At 61.6% G+C, this 18,522-nt stretch carries 17 protein-coding genes and 1 tRNA gene; 9 read left to right on the forward strand and 9 right to left on the reverse strand.

The features are described from left to right. The first annotated feature begins 112 nt into the window (after positions 1–112). Positions 113–2,182, forward strand: coding sequence for an SIR2 family protein (locus tag QMZ05_RS02295; RefSeq protein ID WP_353699292.1), 2,070 nt, complete (start codon positions 113–115; stop codon positions 2,180–2,182). A 278-nt stretch (positions 2,183–2,460) separates the two neighbouring features. Here QMZ05_RS02295 and QMZ05_RS02300 read toward each other — a convergent pair whose 3' ends face one another. Then, entirely contained in the window at positions 2,461–3,864 is a 1,404-nt protein-coding gene (locus tag QMZ05_RS02300; RefSeq protein WP_353699293.1) for an aspartate ammonia-lyase, read from the reverse strand. Between the two features lie 462 nt (positions 3,865–4,326). Further along, entirely contained in the window at positions 4,327–5,556 is a 1,230-nt protein-coding gene (locus tag QMZ05_RS02305; protein ID WP_353699294.1) for a Fic/DOC family N-terminal domain-containing protein, read from the reverse strand. A gap of 370 nt (positions 5,557–5,926) precedes the next feature. On the opposite strand from QMZ05_RS02305, the gene QMZ05_RS02310 reads away from it, so the two are divergent. Continuing rightward, complete coding sequence (locus QMZ05_RS02310; RefSeq protein ID WP_353699295.1) at positions 5,927–6,097, forward strand: hypothetical protein; 171 nt, start codon at positions 5,927–5,929, stop codon at positions 6,095–6,097. 8 nt (positions 6,098–6,105) lie between these two features. On the opposite strand, the gene QMZ05_RS02315 is transcribed toward QMZ05_RS02310, so the two are convergent. Continuing rightward, positions 6,106–6,450: a hypothetical protein gene (locus QMZ05_RS02315; RefSeq protein WP_353699296.1), complete on the reverse strand. Its 345-nt coding sequence runs from the start codon at positions 6,448–6,450 to the stop codon at positions 6,106–6,108. Positions 6,451–6,735: 285 nt separating this feature from the next. Between QMZ05_RS02315 and QMZ05_RS02320 the strand changes: the two genes are divergently transcribed. Together QMZ05_RS02320 and QMZ05_RS02325 are read left to right on the forward strand one after the other, a co-directional pair. Continuing rightward, entirely contained in the window at positions 6,736–7,035 is a 300-nt protein-coding gene (locus tag QMZ05_RS02320) for a hypothetical protein (protein ID WP_353699297.1), read from the forward strand. Next, positions 6,974–8,605, forward strand: a complete 1,632-nt coding sequence (locus QMZ05_RS02325; protein WP_353699322.1) for a recombinase family protein — start codon at positions 6,974–6,976, stop codon at positions 8,603–8,605. Before QMZ05_RS02320 ends, QMZ05_RS02325 begins: the two co-directional genes overlap by 62 nt. On the opposite strand, the gene QMZ05_RS02330 is transcribed toward QMZ05_RS02325, so the two are convergent. The 4 genes from QMZ05_RS02330 to mnmA form a co-directional block, all read right to left on the reverse strand. After that, positions 8,562–8,638 (reverse strand) — tRNA-Met (locus QMZ05_RS02330). The two genes, QMZ05_RS02325 and QMZ05_RS02330, sit on opposite strands and share 44 nt — an antisense overlap. Positions 8,639–8,754: 116 nt before the next feature. Further along, on the reverse strand, positions 8,755–9,135 hold the full coding sequence (locus QMZ05_RS02335) for a hypothetical protein (protein ID WP_050426307.1): 381 nt from the start codon (positions 9,133–9,135) through the stop codon (positions 8,755–8,757). Positions 9,136–9,188: 53 nt separating this feature from the next. Continuing rightward, the gene (locus QMZ05_RS02340) at positions 9,189–9,827 is read right to left on the reverse strand and encodes a methyltransferase domain-containing protein (RefSeq protein WP_353699298.1); all 639 of its coding nucleotides are present in this window, start codon (positions 9,825–9,827) and stop codon (positions 9,189–9,191) included. 74 nt (positions 9,828–9,901) lie between these two features. Further along, a complete protein-coding gene (mnmA, locus tag QMZ05_RS02345) occupies positions 9,902–11,098 on the reverse strand; it encodes a tRNA 2-thiouridine(34) synthase MnmA (RefSeq protein WP_353699299.1) in 1,197 nt (398 codons plus the stop codon). A 358-nt stretch (positions 11,099–11,456) separates the two neighbouring features. Here mnmA and QMZ05_RS02350 point away from each other — a divergent pair, with 358 nt between their 5' ends. From QMZ05_RS02350 to QMZ05_RS02360, 3 genes are all read left to right on the forward strand, one after another. After that, a complete protein-coding gene (locus QMZ05_RS02350) occupies positions 11,457–13,052 on the forward strand; it encodes a flagellar hook-length control protein FliK (RefSeq protein ID WP_353699300.1) in 1,596 nt (531 codons plus the stop codon). Between the two features lie 10 nt (positions 13,053–13,062). Beyond that, positions 13,063–13,785 carry a flagellar hook capping FlgD N-terminal domain-containing protein gene (locus tag QMZ05_RS02355; RefSeq protein WP_279708514.1) on the forward strand — a complete coding sequence of 241 codons (723 nt, stop codon included), beginning with the start codon at positions 13,063–13,065 and terminating at the stop codon, positions 13,783–13,785. A gap of 380 nt (positions 13,786–14,165) precedes the next feature. Continuing rightward, entirely contained in the window at positions 14,166–14,348 is a 183-nt protein-coding gene (locus QMZ05_RS02360) for a hypothetical protein (RefSeq protein ID WP_353699301.1), read from the forward strand. A gap of 252 nt (positions 14,349–14,600) precedes the next feature. Here QMZ05_RS02360 and QMZ05_RS02365 read toward each other — a convergent pair whose 3' ends face one another. Beyond that, positions 14,601–15,050 (reverse strand): hypothetical protein, encoded by a 450-nt coding sequence (locus QMZ05_RS02365; RefSeq protein ID WP_353699302.1) that lies wholly within the window; start codon positions 15,048–15,050, stop codon positions 14,601–14,603. 101 nt (positions 15,051–15,151) lie between these two features. Between QMZ05_RS02365 and QMZ05_RS02370 the strand changes: the two genes are divergently transcribed. Continuing rightward, positions 15,152–16,723, forward strand: a complete 1,572-nt coding sequence (locus tag QMZ05_RS02370) for a hypothetical protein (protein ID WP_353699303.1) — start codon at positions 15,152–15,154, stop codon at positions 16,721–16,723. 196 nt (positions 16,724–16,919) lie between these two features. Here QMZ05_RS02370 and QMZ05_RS02375 read toward each other — a convergent pair whose 3' ends face one another. Then, positions 16,920–17,699, reverse strand: a complete 780-nt coding sequence (locus QMZ05_RS02375) for an alpha/beta hydrolase (protein ID WP_353699304.1) — start codon at positions 17,697–17,699, stop codon at positions 16,920–16,922. Between the two features lie 530 nt (positions 17,700–18,229). Here QMZ05_RS02375 and QMZ05_RS02380 point away from each other — a divergent pair. Further along, entirely contained in the window at positions 18,230–18,505 is a 276-nt protein-coding gene (locus QMZ05_RS02380) for a DUF1153 domain-containing protein (protein ID WP_002714638.1), read from the forward strand. Positions 18,506–18,522: the final 17 nt, after the last annotated feature.

Here is an 18,522-nt window from a genome sequence, read left to right on the forward strand (position 1 = left end):
CGTGTTAACGTCTGTTTATTCGCTCGACGTTTCTTGGGACAAAAGCCGTACGTATACCGCCAACCGAACTTTAAGCCTGTGCCCGAGGCCAATATCGATTGAGGAAATCGCGATGGATGAGAACCCGTTCCGGGACCACCAAGTTGAAGCGCTCAAGCGCTTGACCGAAGTGAGAGGACAGTTGCTGCCCGTCATCGGAGCCGGTCTGTCCGTGCCACTGGGAGCGCCGGACTGGCAGGGCCTTAAAACGAAGGTGATCGAACGGATTTTTACGAAAGCCGAGCACGGCCTATACCAGTCCAAAGAGCCGCAAATCGTCTTTGCCGACGCACTACGGCAGGATCCTACGCAATATCGGTCATTGCTCCGCCAAGAACTCGCAGGCTTGGAAGGATGCACGAGCCTTGCGCTTCAATCAGTCGTGCGGCTTCCCGTGACGACTTTTGCAACCACAAATCTCGATCATCATGTAGAGGCTTCGTTTTCCTACACGGCAAAGCTTCTTCTCCCAAGCCGGATCGGCACGAGCGTCGACATCCCTCGTCTGCGAGCCGCCAAAAGAAGCTCTCAAAAACCAATCCTGGTGAAATTGCATGGGACCCTCGACATTCCACAAACATGGGTCATGACCGAAGAGGAGTACTTCGAAAAGTATAAAGCCGGATCGGACATTCACTCCTTCTTGTCCTCTGGCCAATATACTCCACTCTTCATTGGCTTTTCCGTCAACGACTATGAAGTACGGAAAGCTATGTTCAATTTCGCGAAGACCGGTTCGGAGTCCTTCGCATTCTTTCGGGTGGACCAGGCTGCCTCCCTCGAGATCATCACCAAAGACATGAGCCGACTAGGCATCCGTGTCGTTCCCATACGACGCTACGATGAAATCGCTGAACTGCTCGAACTTCTGTTTCCACAGCCTCCGGAGCAGGTATTCGAGGCGAAATCCCACCAACAATCGTCCCGTTTTGTCACGTTGAAGGTTGGGGCCGCTTCGGCGACAGCCGACGACCAACTGGGAGATCCGGATCTTGGGATCGTAAAAAGCGCGCTCGTCAACGCACTGGATTATTCACCCAATCGCGACCTGAACGGTAAAACGTACAGAACCAGCGATCCACGAGATGCCTACTTGTTCGGACTTTCGAGCCTGCTGGCGAAGCTGAAGGATCATGAGGTTCGTGCGGCTCTCGGCCTGTTCGTGGGCGTAGTCGCTCACTATCCGGACTTCGCGATTCAAAGGTTCGTGCCGGACCTGATCGATCATCTGAAAGGTGGTAATAGCGATCTCGTTTGGCAAGCGCTCGCATCCGTCACCGATACCTACGATGGTCTCTCCAATCGTCAGCAGATCCCGGATTCAGCAGCCAACACCATCCGCGAACTACTCGTAAAGCAGATAGTCCGGCTTTTGCCCCCTCGCGAATTCAGCCGTTACGGGTATCGGACCAGGCGCGCGCTGCTGCGCTTTCTGGGCAAGTCAGGGGCCCACCCGAGCTGTCGTCTGCCTCCGGAAGTAGCACCGGTTCGCATGGAGTCAGGCGACTGGTCCGTGATGAAGCACCATCTTTGTCGATTTCAGATGGGAATGCTCTATGAAGCAATTCGATCGCAGACTTCGGCCAACGATCTGGAGACGCGGAACCCACTCCGCCCATACACAATCAGCTCCTTTTCGCAGATCCAATCCATCATCACGGCCCTCAGAAAAATCGATCCGGGCCATCAATACACTCTGCTTACGAGCGCGGAATGGCAGCGGTTGTCGACGAACGGAGGTGAGACGCGTTGGCCCTGGGGAGACGACATGCCGGAACAAGGGAGGCACGCGGCATTGAGGTTCGATAAGAAGCGCTTCTTGAGGGACGACAAGGGAAACCTTGTCGAAGGATCGACCGAGCTCGGACTGTTTCCTGGCGGCGTCAATCGTGACGGAATTCACGATCTTATAGGGAACGTTTACGACGTCGTTTTCACGAGCGAGGGAGCCCGAAATGATTACGAGGAGTCGCTCGTCACGGGTAAACCTGTTCGTATCGAGGACGAGCTCCTGTTTTCCATTTGCGGGGGCGCCTGGTACTTCACGCCTTCGCGGGCGCGGGACTACCGAGTAAAATCACCATATTACAACCCGAGATTCGGCAAGAACATCGGAATTCGGTTGGCTTACCGCAGTACGTGATTGCCAAAAGACGTTCGCATTGGCCCTCCAAAGGCGCCGGCGCCCAGCAAGACCCATCCATGTCGCCGACAAGTGCAGCGGCGTCGCCGCGATCGCAACAGCGATACCGATAGTCGCCGAGTTCAAAGCCGTCGCAAACTGTCCGCCGCAGGCGCTAAATCCGGCACGAAGGTGGAACCGTCGCAGTGGGACATCTTCAAACCGCATCCTCGAAGCCACATTGACCTCAACCATCGCTCCCTCCAGAAATTTTTGATTTGTCCTTCAGTAAATTTTGTTCATCCCGACGGGCCTGGCGGTCCAACGGCAGCGCGACGCATGGCCGAACGCACGTCTTCCTGACGCAACAGCCCACGTTCGACGGCGACATCGAGAAATGATCGATGCTCAGCGAGTGCCGCGCGTACGATGGTGGCGACGGGCGCGTAGCCGAGCTCGGGCACCAGTGCGGTCGCCAGCGCACTCGAAGCCAGCAGGTTCTGCCAGCATCGCTCCTCGTTTACCGCCAGCGCGCGCACGCACCGTTCGAGGAAGATCGTAGCCGAACGCTGGAGGAGAGTGATCGAATCGATCAGGCGATCGCAGATCAGCAGTTCGTAATGATTGATCTCGAGCATCCCCTGCTGGCACGCCATTGCGATCGCCGCATCATTCCCGCAGATGGCAAATGCAGCCTGGCACACCGCCATGGGAATAACGGGATTGACCTTGCCGGGCATGATCGAGGACCCCGCCTGAACGGCCGGCAACGTGATTTCTCCGATACCGCCGCCTGGACCCGACGAGAGCACAATGAGGTCGTTGGCGATCTTCCAGAGAGAATTTGCGGAATTTCGCAGCTCGGCTGACAGACTGGCGCACGTGTCGAGGTTCTGCATTCCGTCGAACGCATCGGGCGTCGGTTTGACCTCATGGCCGACCAGAACCGACAGGTGACGGAAGACCGCCTGTTTGTAGCCCTGTCTCGAATTCAGGCCTGTTCCAACCGCGGTTCCGCCGAGCGGGACTGTCAACAGTTGACGGCGGAGATCCTCCAAATGTTTGGCATGACGTTCTATGACCGCCTGATACCCCCCGAAGGTCTGACCGAGCAGCATTGGCACCGCATCCTGCAAACAGGTGCGCCCAAGCCGAAGTGTTTCGGAGTACTCCTTCTTCTTTTCCGAGAAGCCGCTGGCCAATTGCGTCAAGGCAAGTGAAGCCCCCTCCAGCGCCCGAAAGACAGCAAGCTTCATTGCCGTCGGGACCACGTCATTGGTCGATTGACCGAGATTGACGTGCTCATTCGGATGGACGAACGCGTAGTCACCAGCCGGCTTGCCGGCCAGCCGCGCAGCCAAATTTGCGACCACCTCGTTGACGTTCATGTTGCATGAGGTGCCACCCGATCCTTCGAGAACGTCAACAACAAGATGAGCATCGTGCTTTCCGGCAAGAATCTCCTGACAAGCCTTGATGATGGCTCCTGCTCGCTCCGCCGAGAGCGCGCCGATCTCCCGATTGGCCCGCGCCGCCGCTTCCTTGACCATCGCCATTGCCGCAGCAAATCCGGGCAGCGTCGCGATCGTGCGGCCGGTTAGTGGAAAGTTCTCCAAAGCCCGAACGGTATTGATGCCGTAAAGCGCGTCAACAGGCAGTTCTCGTTCGCCGAGACTGTCTCTCTCGATCCGTATCTCACTCATGACGAAGCAGCTTTCGATTTGCCGTTGGTGGTTTGCGAGAACTCAGTTCGCATTTCAGAATAAGCGGACGAAGGAGAAATTAATCGATTCATCGATAAACTAGCGAGATTCGAGCGGTGTATGCATGATCGTGCCTGACCAACGCTGCACCCCCTCATCCGCCGGTCTAAGCATTCGACGTTCCCTCGCTTCCGTGCTGTTCTGCTCTCCGGCTGTCTTGCAGAAAATTAAGAGGGATAAACGTCGGCGACGGACGTCCCGACGGGCTCGCTTCGTCCTCAATGAATCGTTCGAAAGTCACGTCGGATCCGAAGGACCGCCGGCAAGGCTTCTTTCCGATGAAGCGAGCTTCGGGTAATACTGCAAGAACGTCGACACCGGTTGACATGACGACGACCAGATCTCGCGCGCTCATGCGATAATGCATAGACCCCAGCCGCGCCCCCGACGAATTTAGTGCGATCACAGTCCCTTGGTGCCAACCGGTACTTCGTCCGGATCAATCTGTTCAGGGAGAAGGGGTTCCTCGCCGAAAGGACGATTGATGATGCTCAGCGCTTCAGAGGCGGCATACACGCGGTTGCGCGAGTAACCCGTACGCTCTTTTAGAATGCCCGCCTCCTCCAGTTGAGCGATAGCCTGATGGACTTGCGGAGGACTGATCTCGAGAAGTTCACCGAGCCGTTTGGCCGTCACGACCGGATAGTTATGAAGTTCGTCAAGCGCTCGTGCGGCCGCCGATCCCTTGCGGAATTTCCGGCGCTCCCGCCAGACATTGGACAATTCGGACAGCGCCTCACGGGTCCGGATGAGTTCGTCGACCGTGCCGGTGACGGCGTCGGCCATGAAGGTGATGATCGGCTGCCAATTCAGCCGCTGTTGAGCATCCTTGAGTGAAGCGTAGTACGGGCCCTTTTTGCTCTCGATATAAGGCGATAGGTACAAGGGGACATGCTTCTCGGCCGCCATCATGAGTGGCAGAAGGAGACGACCGACACGGCCGTTACCATCGCGGAAGGGATGCACCGCCTCGAAATGAGCGTGCGCGATTGCCATGCGCGTGATGAACCCTTGGGTCATCTGCTGCATGCCCTCGTTCCGTAGAAAGTCGACCGTTTGAGCGAGGCAGCCGGGGACGTCCGCAGGAGGCGGAGGGTTCAAACTCGAATACGAGATGTCTCCATTTCCGCCGATCCATACGACGCGCGTGCGGAGGTCACCGGGAACGTCCTGGTAGTCCGGATCATCCTTCATCACGGCGCGATGGAGATTCTGGATTAAGTCCATGGTGAAGACGCCGTACCCGCCCTCCGCCGCCAGCGGAATGAATCCATCCAGTGCAACGGCATAGTTGCGCACCTGGCGCGCTTCATCCCTGGCGCCGTCGTCGCCTGTCTCCTCGACGGACAGCAGTTCGTCGAGGGTGCTCTGGGTACCTTCGATCGACGATGAACTCACCGCCTCGCGTCTGGTCAGCACACGACTGACGATATATGGGTCCTTCATCTGGGCGGCGATGGCATCGACCTTGCCGAAGGCCGCTTGGGCGGCATCCAGGGCTTTTGTCGCCCCTATTACCGAAACGCCCTCCTCGGGCGGTGCCGGCGGGACGATCCCGTAGTGGGAATCGTACGGCGGCGGCAGCCGCTTCAGGGTCCCCTGGATGATGTGGCTGAGATCGCTGCGTTTCATGAAAAGCCAAAATTAGGCATCGAATTTCCTATCTATAATTAGGGTTATAGAAAAAAGCCATATTATACCGTGATCTCGGATCCGTAAAATGAGGGTTCCAATCCCATCTCTCTCCCCACTCGACCCTTTATTTTCTTGTTATGTTCTGGTTCTCCCATCGAATTGCTGAAACCACCGGCGGGGACATTCTTGATCAAGGTCAACAGAGCCCTGCGTGCGATCAGGCGATCGCGATGTGCGACCGTGAAACGTGATTCCGCCCCTTTCGCGGAAGGCCTTGCCGTAGACCGGCACGATTGGCGACTATCACATACCAATCAGCCGATCTGACATAGTTTGGCCTTGGCGCACTCAAGGGGGCTAGTGTGCAATGCCAAAGAACATCGTCATCTTCTCCGACGGTACTGGCCAGGCCGGCGGCATCAAATTTGATGAGGCACGAACCAACGTCTACAGGGAGTTGGACGCAATGACCGGATCGCAAAAGGCAGCTGCGGTCGCGGCACTCGGGGCTCGTCGACTGGCTTCGACGACGAAGTAAAAGAGTTCTCAAGCCACTGCGCTTACATCCGCACGATGTTCACATTGACCGTCCGGATCTGGCGACTCGACAGATGATGAACGCGGGATGATGTGAAGGATCTCACCATCCTTCTTCTCGATATCGGTCAGGGTCTCGCTGAATACGTCGTTCTTCCAGCTTGCGGGATTACCGCTCCGGCAGACAACGGCAAGAACTTCACGATCGAGTATTTCGTCGATCGATGCGGCGTCGCGTCTCTTCGTCCAGCCAAGCCGCGCTGCGATGGACTGCTCGAGCCCGACGGCGGCGACACCTGGCGCTTCACCAGGACTCGAACCTGGAGCCCACTGATTAAGAGATAACAGGGCCAAGCTCGGTATCTGGCGTACGATTTCCCTTTTCCTAAGCACCAGAAATGTCCGGATCAAAAGGCAACGAACGCGACCAAACACGAGCGAAAGCGTAGCAAGATCAACGAAGCTGACCGACGTCTGCCGCTCATAACGGTTTGGTGGCGGGGGCCTGTGTACAGTGACGCAATGAATTCCTGAACCTGATCTCCGCGAGAGCAACAATCCGCCTGATCTCTCCCCTCCCGCGAGTCTGTCCGTTCTGCCTTCAATCCTATCCAATTTTGCGATCGATGCGAAAACGACATGCTCCTCTTAGACAGCATGCAGCATCCTGCCGTTATGAAGCATGCGAAGACCGGGAAAATTTTTCACCGTGCATCACGTTGTGTAAATCAACGTGAGATAGATCCTGCCTTGGTCAGATTTGTTGAAGCCCTTGCAATCGCCGATGCGAGGCGCGATCATCTCTTCGAGAATGAGCGGCTGATGAAAACTCATATTGACGCCGCCAGCGAGAAACGCATCAGCGGTGGTGTTCAAGATGAAGCCCGCAGCAGTTTATGCTCGGTTCTCGACCGAGCTTCAAAACGAAAAGTCGACTGAAGATCAGATTGCTCTGTGTAGGGCCTATGCGGCCCGTCATCAGCTCAACATCGTTGCGACTTTCGAGGACAAGGCTCGTTCTGGGGCCTCTGTATTTGGCCGCGATGGCTTGATGCAGCTTATGGATGCTGCGCGCCAACGGCGTTTCACCGTTGTCATTGTGGAAGCGTTGGATCGGCTTTCTCGTGACATGGAAGACTTGGCCGGCATCCACAAAAGGTTATCTTTCCAGGGAATCGAAATCCAAGCTGTTCATGACGGCACCGCGGACTCGATCTTGATTGGAATTCGCGGCCTCGTTGGACAGATGCAGCGCGAAGATGGAGCGAAGAAGGTCCGTCGCGGCATGGCTGGTGTCATACGCGACGGTCGACACGCGGGGGGACGCGCGTACGGATATCGAGCTGTTCCCGGCAAAGCCGGTGAACTCGAAATCGTCGAAGACGAAGCTACGATCGTCCGGTGCATTTTCACGGCATACGCCGCGGGACGAACGCCCCGGGACATCGCACACGATCTCAACCGAGAAAACGTTCGTCCTCCGCGAGGCCGGCAATGGAACGCGTCGACGATCAATGGCAACGCCCAACGTGGTGCTGGGCTCATCTTCAACGAACTCTATGCCGGTCGGATTGTCTGGAACAAAGTCCGGATGGTTAAGGATCCTGATACCGGCAAACGACTATCTCGCCCGAACCCTCGTGATGAGTGGCAGACCATCGAGGCGCCTCAGCTACGGATCGTCGAACAGCTCGTTTGGGACCAAGCTCACGCTCTGAAAACCGAAAAGAGCCACTTGACCAGCCACGTGAAGCGACGGGCGCCGCATCTGCTCTCCGGTCTCCTTCGCTGCGGTTGCTGCGGATCGGGAATGTCGGTTCATGACCGTGACAAGACTGGAAAGACCAGGATTCGCTGTTCGGTGGTCCGTGAGAGCGGGAGTTGTTCGAATCGAAGGATCATCTATCTGCGCGACATCGAAAGACTTGTGCTCAGCGGTATGGCGGAAGAACTGAAAGACCCGCAACTGATCGAGACATATGTACGCAAGTACAACAGCGAACGAGAGCGACTTGCGGGGAACGCTGTCGCAGCGCGCGAGCGACTGGAAGCGAAACGTGACCGGATCGAAGGCGAGCGGCAACGCAACATTGATCTCGTGATCAAGTACGTAATTTCCGAGGAGGACGCCAAGCAACGGATCGCGGAGCTGAAGGAAGAGCGATTGCGCGTCGAGGCCGAATTGGCCGCAATCGAAGAAGCTCCAGTCCCCGTCGTGCTCCACCCGGCGAGCCTGGACCGCTACATAAGCACTGTGAACGCACTTGCGGAGACAATGGCCGGCCACACCGAGGCCAAGGACGACCGCGGTTCCCTGATCGAGAACTTTCGGTCACTCGTGCACAGCGTGACGGTCCACCCGAAGGGACCACGGGAAGGGTTCGAGATTGAGGTGAAAGGTAAGCTCGCCGCGCTAATCGGCGGGGACGCCTTTCCGCAGGCCCACTGCGATAGTGGGTCATGCATGGTAGCGGGAGAGGGACTCGAACCCCCGACCCCAGGATTATGATTCCCGTGCTCTAACCAGCTGAGCTACCCCGCCATGGGCTCGCGATCGGCGGCATAGAAGCCGCTGCTGCGAACGCGCGGGATATAAAGAGTGCCACACGCACCTGTCAAGCAAAGGCGGACGGAGCCGCAAACTATTGCAGCCAGAGGCTATTTCGGCCTGATTGATTGGTCGCCGCCGGGGCTGCCGGGCGGCGGAATCACCGGCGTGTTGCCGCCCTGCGGGGTCGGCGCACGCATTTCGGGGTCAACGCCGGCCGGCGGACACAGCACACCGTCGGATTTGGCGAGCTTGTCGCCCAGCGACGAGGTCCCCTGCCCGGTCGTGGTTCCCTCCGGCGCCGCAACACCCGGATGCGAAGGCTGCTGCGGCGCGCAATTCGCGGCGGCGCGCTGCGGCGCCGGCGGCGCGGTCTGTGCCGGCGGCGTGGCGGGCGTCGGCGGCGCCTGCGCCTCGGCAACGATGGGTGCCAGCATCAGCACACAGGACAATGCGAGCGTGCGATTGGCGCGTGTTCGATTGATCCTCATGACAAGAAAACCGGGACGACGCGCCGATGTTCCTGGTCAAAATGGCCGCAGCCTCACGATTTGCGGAAGCGGATCAGCGAGAAATGCCCCATCGGCGGCATCGGCCGGCGTTCCGCGAGGCTGACACCGCCATGCTTCGCCGCCCAATTGGTCAGCCGCTCCCATGGAAACTCCGGACGCCAGCCGAGCCGCCGCGCCAGCGGCGCGAAGGCGAGCTCGAAGATGCGGCGCGGGCCGCTCTCGGCGCCGATGTGATTGACCAGGATCAGTTCGCCGCCTGGCTTCAGCACGCGGATGAAATCGTCGAGCGTCGCCTCGGGATCCGGCACCGCGGTGATGACGTATTGCGCGACCACCGCGTCGAAGAACGCATCCGGGAACGCGAGGTTCTTGGCGTCCATCACTGCCAGCGTCTCGACATTGCTGAGGCCCAGCGCGTGCACGCGCTTCAGTGCCCGCCGCAGCATCGGCTCGGAAATGTCCACGCCGCAGAGTTTTGTGGTGCGCGCATAGTCCGACAGCGACAGTCCGGTACCGACGCCGACATCGAGCACGCGCCCGCCGATCCGATCGGCTTCCGCGATCGTCGACTGACGGCCCTGATCGAACACCTTGCCGAACACCAGATCGTAGATCGGCGCCCAGCGGCCATACGCCTTTTCGACCCCGTCGCGGTCGATGTCCCCAGCCATTCCCTGCCCCGAATTCAGCTTTGTTTGCGCATGATCGCTTCGGAAAACCGGTTCCCACTTTTCCGGATCATGCGCTATCCGCGAACCGCTTCCGCGAGCGGCGCCATCGCATCCTGCGTCGCAGCCCGCGCCACGCGGCTCGCGCTAGCGCTCTTGATGAACCCGCCGCCGAGCACACGCGCCTGCCCGGACGGCGCATCGTAGAACACGCAGGCCTGGCCGGGCGACACGCCCTCCTCGCCGGCGACGAGCTCGACCTCATAGCCGCCATCAGTGGCGCGCAGCCATGCCGGCTGCGGCGCGCGCGTCGAACGCACGCGAACATAGATCTCGATGCCCTCGCCGATCACGCGATCCAGCGCGCCATTGCCGATCCAGTTGACGTCGCGCAGCGCAATGCGATCCATGCGCAGCGCCTCGCGCGGCCCGACCACGACCCGACGCGTCGCCGCATCGAGCTTGACCACATAGAGCGGGTGGCCGGAGGCGATACCAAGGCCCTTGCGCTGGCCGACGGTGAAATGAACGATGCCCTGGTGCTGGCCGATGACATTGCCGGCGAGATCGACGATGTCGCCCGGCGCGATCGCATTCGGCTTCAGCCGTCCGATGATGTCGGTGTAGCGGCCGGTCGGCACGAAGCAGATGTCCTGGCTGTCCTGCTTGTCGGCGACCTCGAGATCGAAGCGCCGCGCCAGCTCGCGGGTCTGCGGCTTGCTCATGTCACCAAGCGGGAAGCGCAGGAAGTCGAGCTGCTCGCGCGTGGTGGCGAACAGGAAATAGCTCTGGTCGCGATCGGCATCCGCCGCACAGACCAGCGAGCGCGATCCGTCGGCAAGCCGGCGCGAGGCGACATAATGCCCGGTGGCCAGCGCCTGCGCGCCGAGCTCGCGGGCGGTTGCGAGCAGGTCGCGAAACTTGACCGAACGGTTGCACTCGATGCACGGCACCGGCGTCTCGCCGAGCGCGTAGCTGTCGGCGAAATTGTCGATCACCGATTGCTTGAAGCGGCTTTCGTAGTCGAGCACGTAATGCGGGATGCCGATCCGCTCGGCGACATTGCGCGCATCGTGGATGTCGCGGCCGGCGCAGCAGGCGCCCTTGCGATGGGTCGCGGCGCCGTGGTCGTAGAGCTGCAGCGTGATCCCGACCACGTCATAACCCTGCGACTTCAACAGCGCGGCCGTCACTGACGAGTCGACGCCGCCGGACATGGCAACGACGATCCGTGTGTCTTCAGGGCGGCCTTCAAGATCCAGACTGTTGAGCATCTCTAAGCGGTCATTGGTCCCTGTCGCGGCGAGCCTATGCGCTCCGCGACGAAATTGGAAAAAGCCTTTGTCCAGAAAGCCTTAGAACGCACCCAAAGCCGGTCGGTCGGTTCGGGACGCGTCGGAGGCCACCTTTAATATAGGCCGTATTCCGGCGAGGCAATCCAGCGCAAGTGATGCCTTGCCGCGCGCGGACGGCAAATCTTGCCGCCGGGCAAAAACGGGGCCTGCCGGGAACCAGTTCCACGCCGCCAGCGCCATCCATAATCTACTGAAATAACTCGATATTTTCCGCGCCCGCCCGTTGGCCCGCTCCTTGCTGACAAAACGCCGGAAGTCTCATTTGCGAGGGTTGGCAGTGGTCAGCGTCACGTCGGAAGCATTGGCAGGCCGGTCTTTTCAGGGCGCGACGGCTCGGTCGGCGCGGCCCGATCCCGCCGCGCAGGCGGGGAACGACGGTTTTGCCGCGCTGGTCGACAGCAACACGACGTCCACGAACGACAACAGCCGTTACGACTCCCAACCGGCGCCCGCGCGCCGATCCGACGATTCGTCTTCGACGACCGACGGACGCTCCCGCGACAACAGCACCGCTCCGGACCGGACGTCGCGAGACCCCGGCAGTTCGCGCGACGACACCAAGGTCGATAACGACAGCGATAGCGACGCGCCGCGCAAGACCAAGTCGAAATCGAAATCGGACGACTCGAAGTCGAGCACCGATACGCAATCCACCGGCGACAAGGCCACGACGCAAGCGGTGCCGCAGGCGGATCCATCCACCGCGGCAACGGCCAACGCCGTGGTTGCCGTTCCCGTTGCCGCAGCAACGGCGACCGACCCGGCTGTGACGGCGACCGCGCCTTCCGGCCAGCCCGCCGCGCCTCTCGCGATCGCGGCTGCGGCCATCGCAGCAAGCTCGGCGATCGCCGGTACCGCTGCCGCCGCCGGCACCGGCGCGCCGGCCAGCGCCGAAGCTGCAACCGCGGCGACCACCGCCGCGAATGCCGACAAGGTCGCCAAGGCGGCCGGCGTCAAGAGCGAGGGACAGGTCACCGCCTCCGATACGGCAACGGCTGCGGGCGCAGCGACAGCGACCGGCGATGCGACACTCGCCGCCACCGTCGCCGCGGGAACGCCCGCCACCAAGACGACGCCGCAAGCCAAGGCACAGCTGACCACCAAGGACGCGGTTGCGACCGCGCCTGCCGGCCAGGACAGCACAGCCCAGGGCAGCAACGCCACCGCACAGGCCGCGCCGACCAACATCGTTCCCGCCGTTGCGCAGCCGGCTGCGGTTGCCGGCAAGGCGAAGGCCGACGCAGACGGCGCAGCCGATGCGATCAAGGCCGATGCGAGCGGCGACGGCAAGGCCGCGCCGGCGGCCGGCGCCCAGGCCGCTGCGCAGTCCCAGGTCACGGCGCCCGATCCCAGCGCGCAGGCGGCGAATGCACTCCAGCCACAACTCGCCACCCAGACGACGTCGTCGGCAACCGCGCAATTGACCGTGACCAACGCCGCGCAAAGCGCCGCCGTGCCGCTCAGCGGGCTTGCGATGCAGATCGCCGCCTCCGCCAAGAGCGGCAAGAGCCGGTTCGAGATCCGGCTCGACCCCGCCGAGCTCGGCCGCATCGATGTCCGCATCGATGTCGATCGCAACGGCCAGGTGACCTCGCATCTCACGGTCGAGCGCCCGGAAACTCTATCGATGCTGCGCCAGGACGCCAACCAGCTGCAGCGCGCGCTCGACAATGCCGGCCTGTCGACCGGCAATGGTGGATTGCAGTTCAGCCTGCGCGACCAGTCGCAGTCGGGTCAGAACAACAACAGCCAACCCAATCCGAACGCCCATCGTTTGATTGTCGCTGAGGAGGACAGCGTTCCCGCCGCCGCGGCAGGCCGCTCCTACGGCCGCGCAAGCAGCGCCCTCGGCGGCGTCGATATCAGAGTGTAAGGAGTTCACCATGGCAGTCGATGCAACCATGCCAACGCCGGTCGTTTCGGCACCGGGCACCAGCAACGGAACGAGCTCCGGCAGCAGCAGCACCGGCACCGGCATGACGACCTCGTCACAAGGCATCGCCGACAATTTCCAGACCTTCCTGACGCTGCTGACGACGCAGTTGCAGCACCAGAACCCGCTCGATCCGCTCGACACCAACCAGTTCACCCAGCAGCTCGTGCAGTTCGCGGGTGTCGAACAGCAGCTGAAGTCCAACGATCAACTCAAGCAGCTGATCGCGATCGAGAAGAGCGCACAGTCGACGCAGGCGCTGGTCTATGTCGGCAACACGGTCGCGGTCGACGGCAGCAAGACCCAGTTCAACAAATCCGCGACCTGGAATCTGGTGTCCCCGCAAGCCACCAGCGCCACCATCACGATCACGAGCGCGACCGGCCAGACCGCCTATTCCGGCAATTTCAACCTGAAGCAGGGCAATGCCAGCTTCGTCTGGGACGGCAAGGGCAATGACGGCACGCAGTGGCCGGCCGGCACCTACACGCTGACCGCGACCGGCAAGGATTCCAAGGGCAACGACCTTGCGATCTCGACCGAGATCCAGGGCGTGGTCGACTCCGTCGACCTGACCGCCTCTCCGCCGCTGCTTTCGATCGGCGGCCAGACCTACACCACCGACAAGATCAAGCGCGTGGTGCGCGGCGCGACCGGCGGCAGCAGCAGTTAAGCTAAAGGTCTCCGCTGCACACAGACCTGTCGTCCCTGCGAAAGCAGGGACCCATACACCGCGGCGGATGTCGTGAAAGGGACTCGTCGTTCCGACACCGCAAGACAACGACCATTCGTGGTTATGGGTCCCTGCTTTCGCAGGGACGACAGCGAGTATGGGCCACAGCGCTACATTCTCGCGACATGATCTGTCCGAGCTTTGCTCGCCCCGGCATTGCCGGAGCGGCGCCTCAGACACAATCAGCAATAAATTGTTCCGCGTAAGCTGCCTGTAAGCTAGCGGGCGCTATCTTCATTTGCGCGCTTGAGCGCCGATTCTGCCCTGAAACTTCGCAGCAGCACAGGCTGGTCGCCTCGACCACCGGCAAGAGTTAGCTCGTGAACACGACACGCCCCACACCGCCAGAACTCGCCCAGAACGCCCGCCAGCATGCGGCAGCGACACCTCCGCAGCTCGCCGAGACGATAGCCGAGAATGCTCGCCTCAAGACGATCGCCATCACCGTCATGCTCGAGATTGCAGCGCTCCGGGAACGGTTGCCGCCGGCAGCCGGCGAGTAAGCGCGCGCCGGGATATCAGACTGGAGGCAGCCACTTCGCGCCTCGTCCTTTATGCGATCTGGTTCGCCACCCTTATGCTGTTCGTGGGAAAGGCCGGCGAGTTTCGGGCGATCCACTTGTTCTGGGTCGTCCTGCCATGGCGCTTGATCGTGATCCTGCACATGTGGTCGTCGTCGAGCGTTATCTGACTCTGCCGGATTCGCCCGATGCCGGCCGCGCAACGGGCGCGGCCCGCTTCATGCCCTCGCCGCCTCAATAGATACGGACGTGGTTGGCCTCGAACGTGACCGGAAAATTGTTGCTGTTCTTCAGGGTCAGGATCAGCACGACGCCGACACCGCCGCGGTAGTCCCAGTACACGGCCCGGTCCGTTTCGTGCAGAGGCTCCATCGGGGTTAGGTTCTTCTCGAAACGCGGTGCGATCGACACGTCGAAAAACTCGTTGGGCGCCTTCGAATCCTTTCCCCACCAGAACGTGAAAGGCTGGGTCGCATTGGCGGCAATCGTGTAGGTGCCTTGCTTATGGTCGATGTTGGCCATGATGTCGGGTCCTTTGTTTTCCATTCGTCGCTCCGATGCGACGCCCCAACCATGACGTGCCGCGCGCGCACACGCCGTGAGCTGCATCACGCTCCTTTGCAACCCGTGCAATTCAGTCGCCAACGCACCGCTCTTGATGAAAATTTGAATCGTGCGCGACATCGACCATTTGCCATGTTCAGGCGCGCACGCATTCGCGACGCAACCATTCCGCTCAAGCTTCGGTTTTTGCTCCGGTTAGACGCAACACGGAGGCAAACCACATGAGCGACCCGAATGCGTATGCTGATCAGTATCAGGCCATGGGACAGGGCACTGCTCCCGGAGGCGATTCTGGATCAAGCAGCTCCGGATCATCAGGACAATCGGCGGGTGGTGGCGGCGCGGATGCCGGAAGCGGCGGCTCTTCGTCGGGCGGCATGACGGGATCATCGGGTTCCGGCGCGTCGGATAGCGGCACGGGCAGCTCCGGCGGCGGCAGCTCCGCTGGTGGCGTGGGTGGTGGCACTACGGGAGGCGGTAGCTCGGGCGGCGGCACCGCTTCGGGTGGAGGTACGTCCACCGGCGGAGGCTCCGGAAGCGGTGGATCGCCAGGCCTCGGCAACGGCCTCGTGCTCGCCGGACAGGACGGGTTACTCCAGCCTGTGCTGAATCCGGTCAATGCGGCCACGGCCAACGCCGGCGGTCTTCTCACCTCGATCGGGCAGCAGGCCGGACTGGACAGCACGGTCCACGACGTCACCAGCCTCGCCGGCACGGTCGGGCTCGGGCAGCTCGGCGCCGCGCCGGCTGCCGACGGGCACTCCAATCTCCTGACCGACGTGCTCAACGCGCCAGGCGAAGTCCTGGCAGGTCACACGTCCGACGCCGTGTCCAATCTCGGCACCGATCTCTCCGCTACCGTGAATGCGATCGGCGCTATCCCGGCCGGTCTCGGCCAGAACAGCGGCCTCGCGCTCGCCGGACAGAACGGACTGCTGCAACCCGTGCTGAACGCGGTCAACGGCGCGGCGTCCGACGCGAGCGGTCTGCTCACCACGATCGGGCATGAGGCCGGACTGGTCAATGCGGTTCACGCCGTCACCAATCTCGCCGGCACCGTCGGCCTGGGCCAGCTCGGCACAGCGCCTGCGGCCGACGGGCACTCCAATCTCCTGACCGACGTGCTCAACACATCAGGCGAAGTCCTGGCAGGTCACACGTCCGACGCCGTGACGCATCTCGGCGCCGATCTCACCGACACCGCGCATGCGGTCGACGCCGTGCCGGCCGCTCTGCTCACCGGTGTGGTCAATGGAAAGGACGACCCGACCAATCCGGTCGACAATCTGATCCACGATCTCGGCCACGACCTGCAAAGCCTGCCGCTGGTGACCGCGAATGGCGGCAACAATGCCGGCGATGGCGGACTGCTGGGCGGCATCGTCGGCAGCCTCAGCAACCCGAACAGCGGCCATCTTGTTACGGTCGACGTCGGTCCGACGCAGGCGAACGGGACACCGATCGATATCCTGGCTGCGCCGACCTCGGGCGATCATCATACCGTCGAGGTCAATGCCGTCGATGTCGGGCCGAACGGACCGCACCTACTCGATCTCGGCGCACTGACCGGCAGCAATAGCCCGCTCGGCATTCCATCGCTCGGCGGCACCGGAACGGATGGGCTGGTCGGCAACCTGCTCGGCGGCCTCAACCTCAGCCATGCGCTGGCCGGCAACATCGCCTCAGGCAATACGGCGAGCGCGCCTGTCGATGTCGATACTGCGGTCCATGATCTGATCCCGATCACTGGCGATCACGGCATCCTCAACAGTCACGGCGCGCACATTCTGTAAGCGCGCTGAGATCGGCGATGGCGCTCTACTCCCTCTCCCCGTCCTTACGGGGAGAGGGTTGGGGTGGGGGCTGTCGCCGCACATACGGTGACAATTTCGATCGCGGGGACTCCCCCTCACCCGGAACGCATCTGACGATGCGTTCCGACCTCTCCCCGCACGCGGGGCGAGGTGAAGCGGGGTCCGCTGCCAACACTCACTCCGGCCGTCCTGCGGCGTCGAGGATCAGCCGCGCGATCGGATCGGGCTGCGAGATCAGCGCCAGATGGCTGGCCTTCAGCTCGATCGTGGTGGCGCCCATCCGCTTTGCCATGAAGCGTTCGAGATCGGGATTGATGGTGCGGTCCTCGGTGGAGACGGCGTAATAGCTCGGCTTGCTGCGCCAGGCGGCATGGCTGGTCTTGCCCGCGAGCAGTTGCTTGTGGAACGGCTGCTGCACGGCATAGAGCACCTTCGCCTTTGCCTCCGGCAGGTCGCCGGCGAAATCGCGCAGGAACGCGGCTTCGCTCAGCCGGCCCTCGTCGCCGTCGAACACGATGCCGGCGCTTGCCGGCGGCGTCGGATAGGTTTTTGCCAATGCGGTGTAGTCCTCGTCCGCATCGGGTGCGCGCGCGGCGACATAGACCAGCGCCGAAACATTCGGATGCACGCCGGCCTCGGTGACGATCATGCCGGAGAAGGAATGGCCGACCAGAACGGTCGGGCCATCCTGGCGATCGAGCACGCGCTGCGCCGAGGCGACCGCTTCCGGCAACGTGGTCAACGGATTTTGCACCGATGTCACATTGAGCCCCGCGGTCTGCAATCGCGGAATGACCTCGGACCAGCAGGAGCCGTCGGCGAACAGGCCGTGCACCAGCACGACGTTGCGCGCCCTTACCGGCGGCGTGGTTGTGGCCATGCCGCGCGAGGACACCAGTGAAGCTGCCGCACCGGCAAGCAGGGCGGTCGAGAAAGTGCGTCTGTTCATCATCATGATAAGGGCTCGGATGGAAGGATTGGCGAAGCGCGCCCACCTGCGGCGAGCGGACAACCTCTCCTACGCACGCAACCGCGCGTGGTTACGCGCGGCGCCGATGTGACGATCAAGGATCGGTGAACTGAATGCGGACACCACGCTCGAGGCGCACCGTGGCGTGCAGCCGAGATTGCAGGAGCAAGGCCTCGAATTGATCATCTCGCCCGGGGCTTACCCCTCTCCCCACCCTCCCCCACAAGGGGGGAGGGAGCCCGACTAGTGTGCTCACCTCACTCTAGTCATTATACATAAGAGACGTGCGGGACGCACCGGCGGGCCGGTTCCCTCCCCCCTTGCGGGGGAGGGTTAGGGAGAGGGGTACCGCTTGCTCCGCTGCAAGCTGGGTGCGCTGGAGGGCACAAGCCGGCGCCTTGTTCCCGGCCGTTCCAACGAGATTCGTATTGAACGCTTGGGCTTAGGCAAATTTTAAACCGGGAGGCGTAGCTTATCCCTTGCGAGTTCAGTGGTTGAGAGTTTGTGAGTACGCCATGACAGAACCCCATCGCCCGAGGGTGAAATACGTCATCGGGCCTGACGGCAGCCCGTTAACGATTGCGGATTTGCCGGCCCCCGGTACCAAACGGTGGGTCATCCGCCGCAAGGCCGAAGTCGTCGCTGCGGTTCGCGGCGGCCTGCTCTCCCTCGAGGAGGCCTGCAGCCGCTACACATTGACCGTCGATGAATTCCTTTCCTGGCAGTTCTCGATCGACCAGCATGGTCTGGCCGGACTGCGCACCACCCGGATCCAGCAGTACCGGCAGTAAATCCCGTCAATACAAGT

The sequence above is a fragment of the Bradyrhizobium sp. INPA03-11B genome (assembly GCF_040446015.1).
Classification (GTDB): Bacteria; Pseudomonadota; Alphaproteobacteria; order Rhizobiales; family Xanthobacteraceae; genus Bradyrhizobium; species Bradyrhizobium macuxiense_A.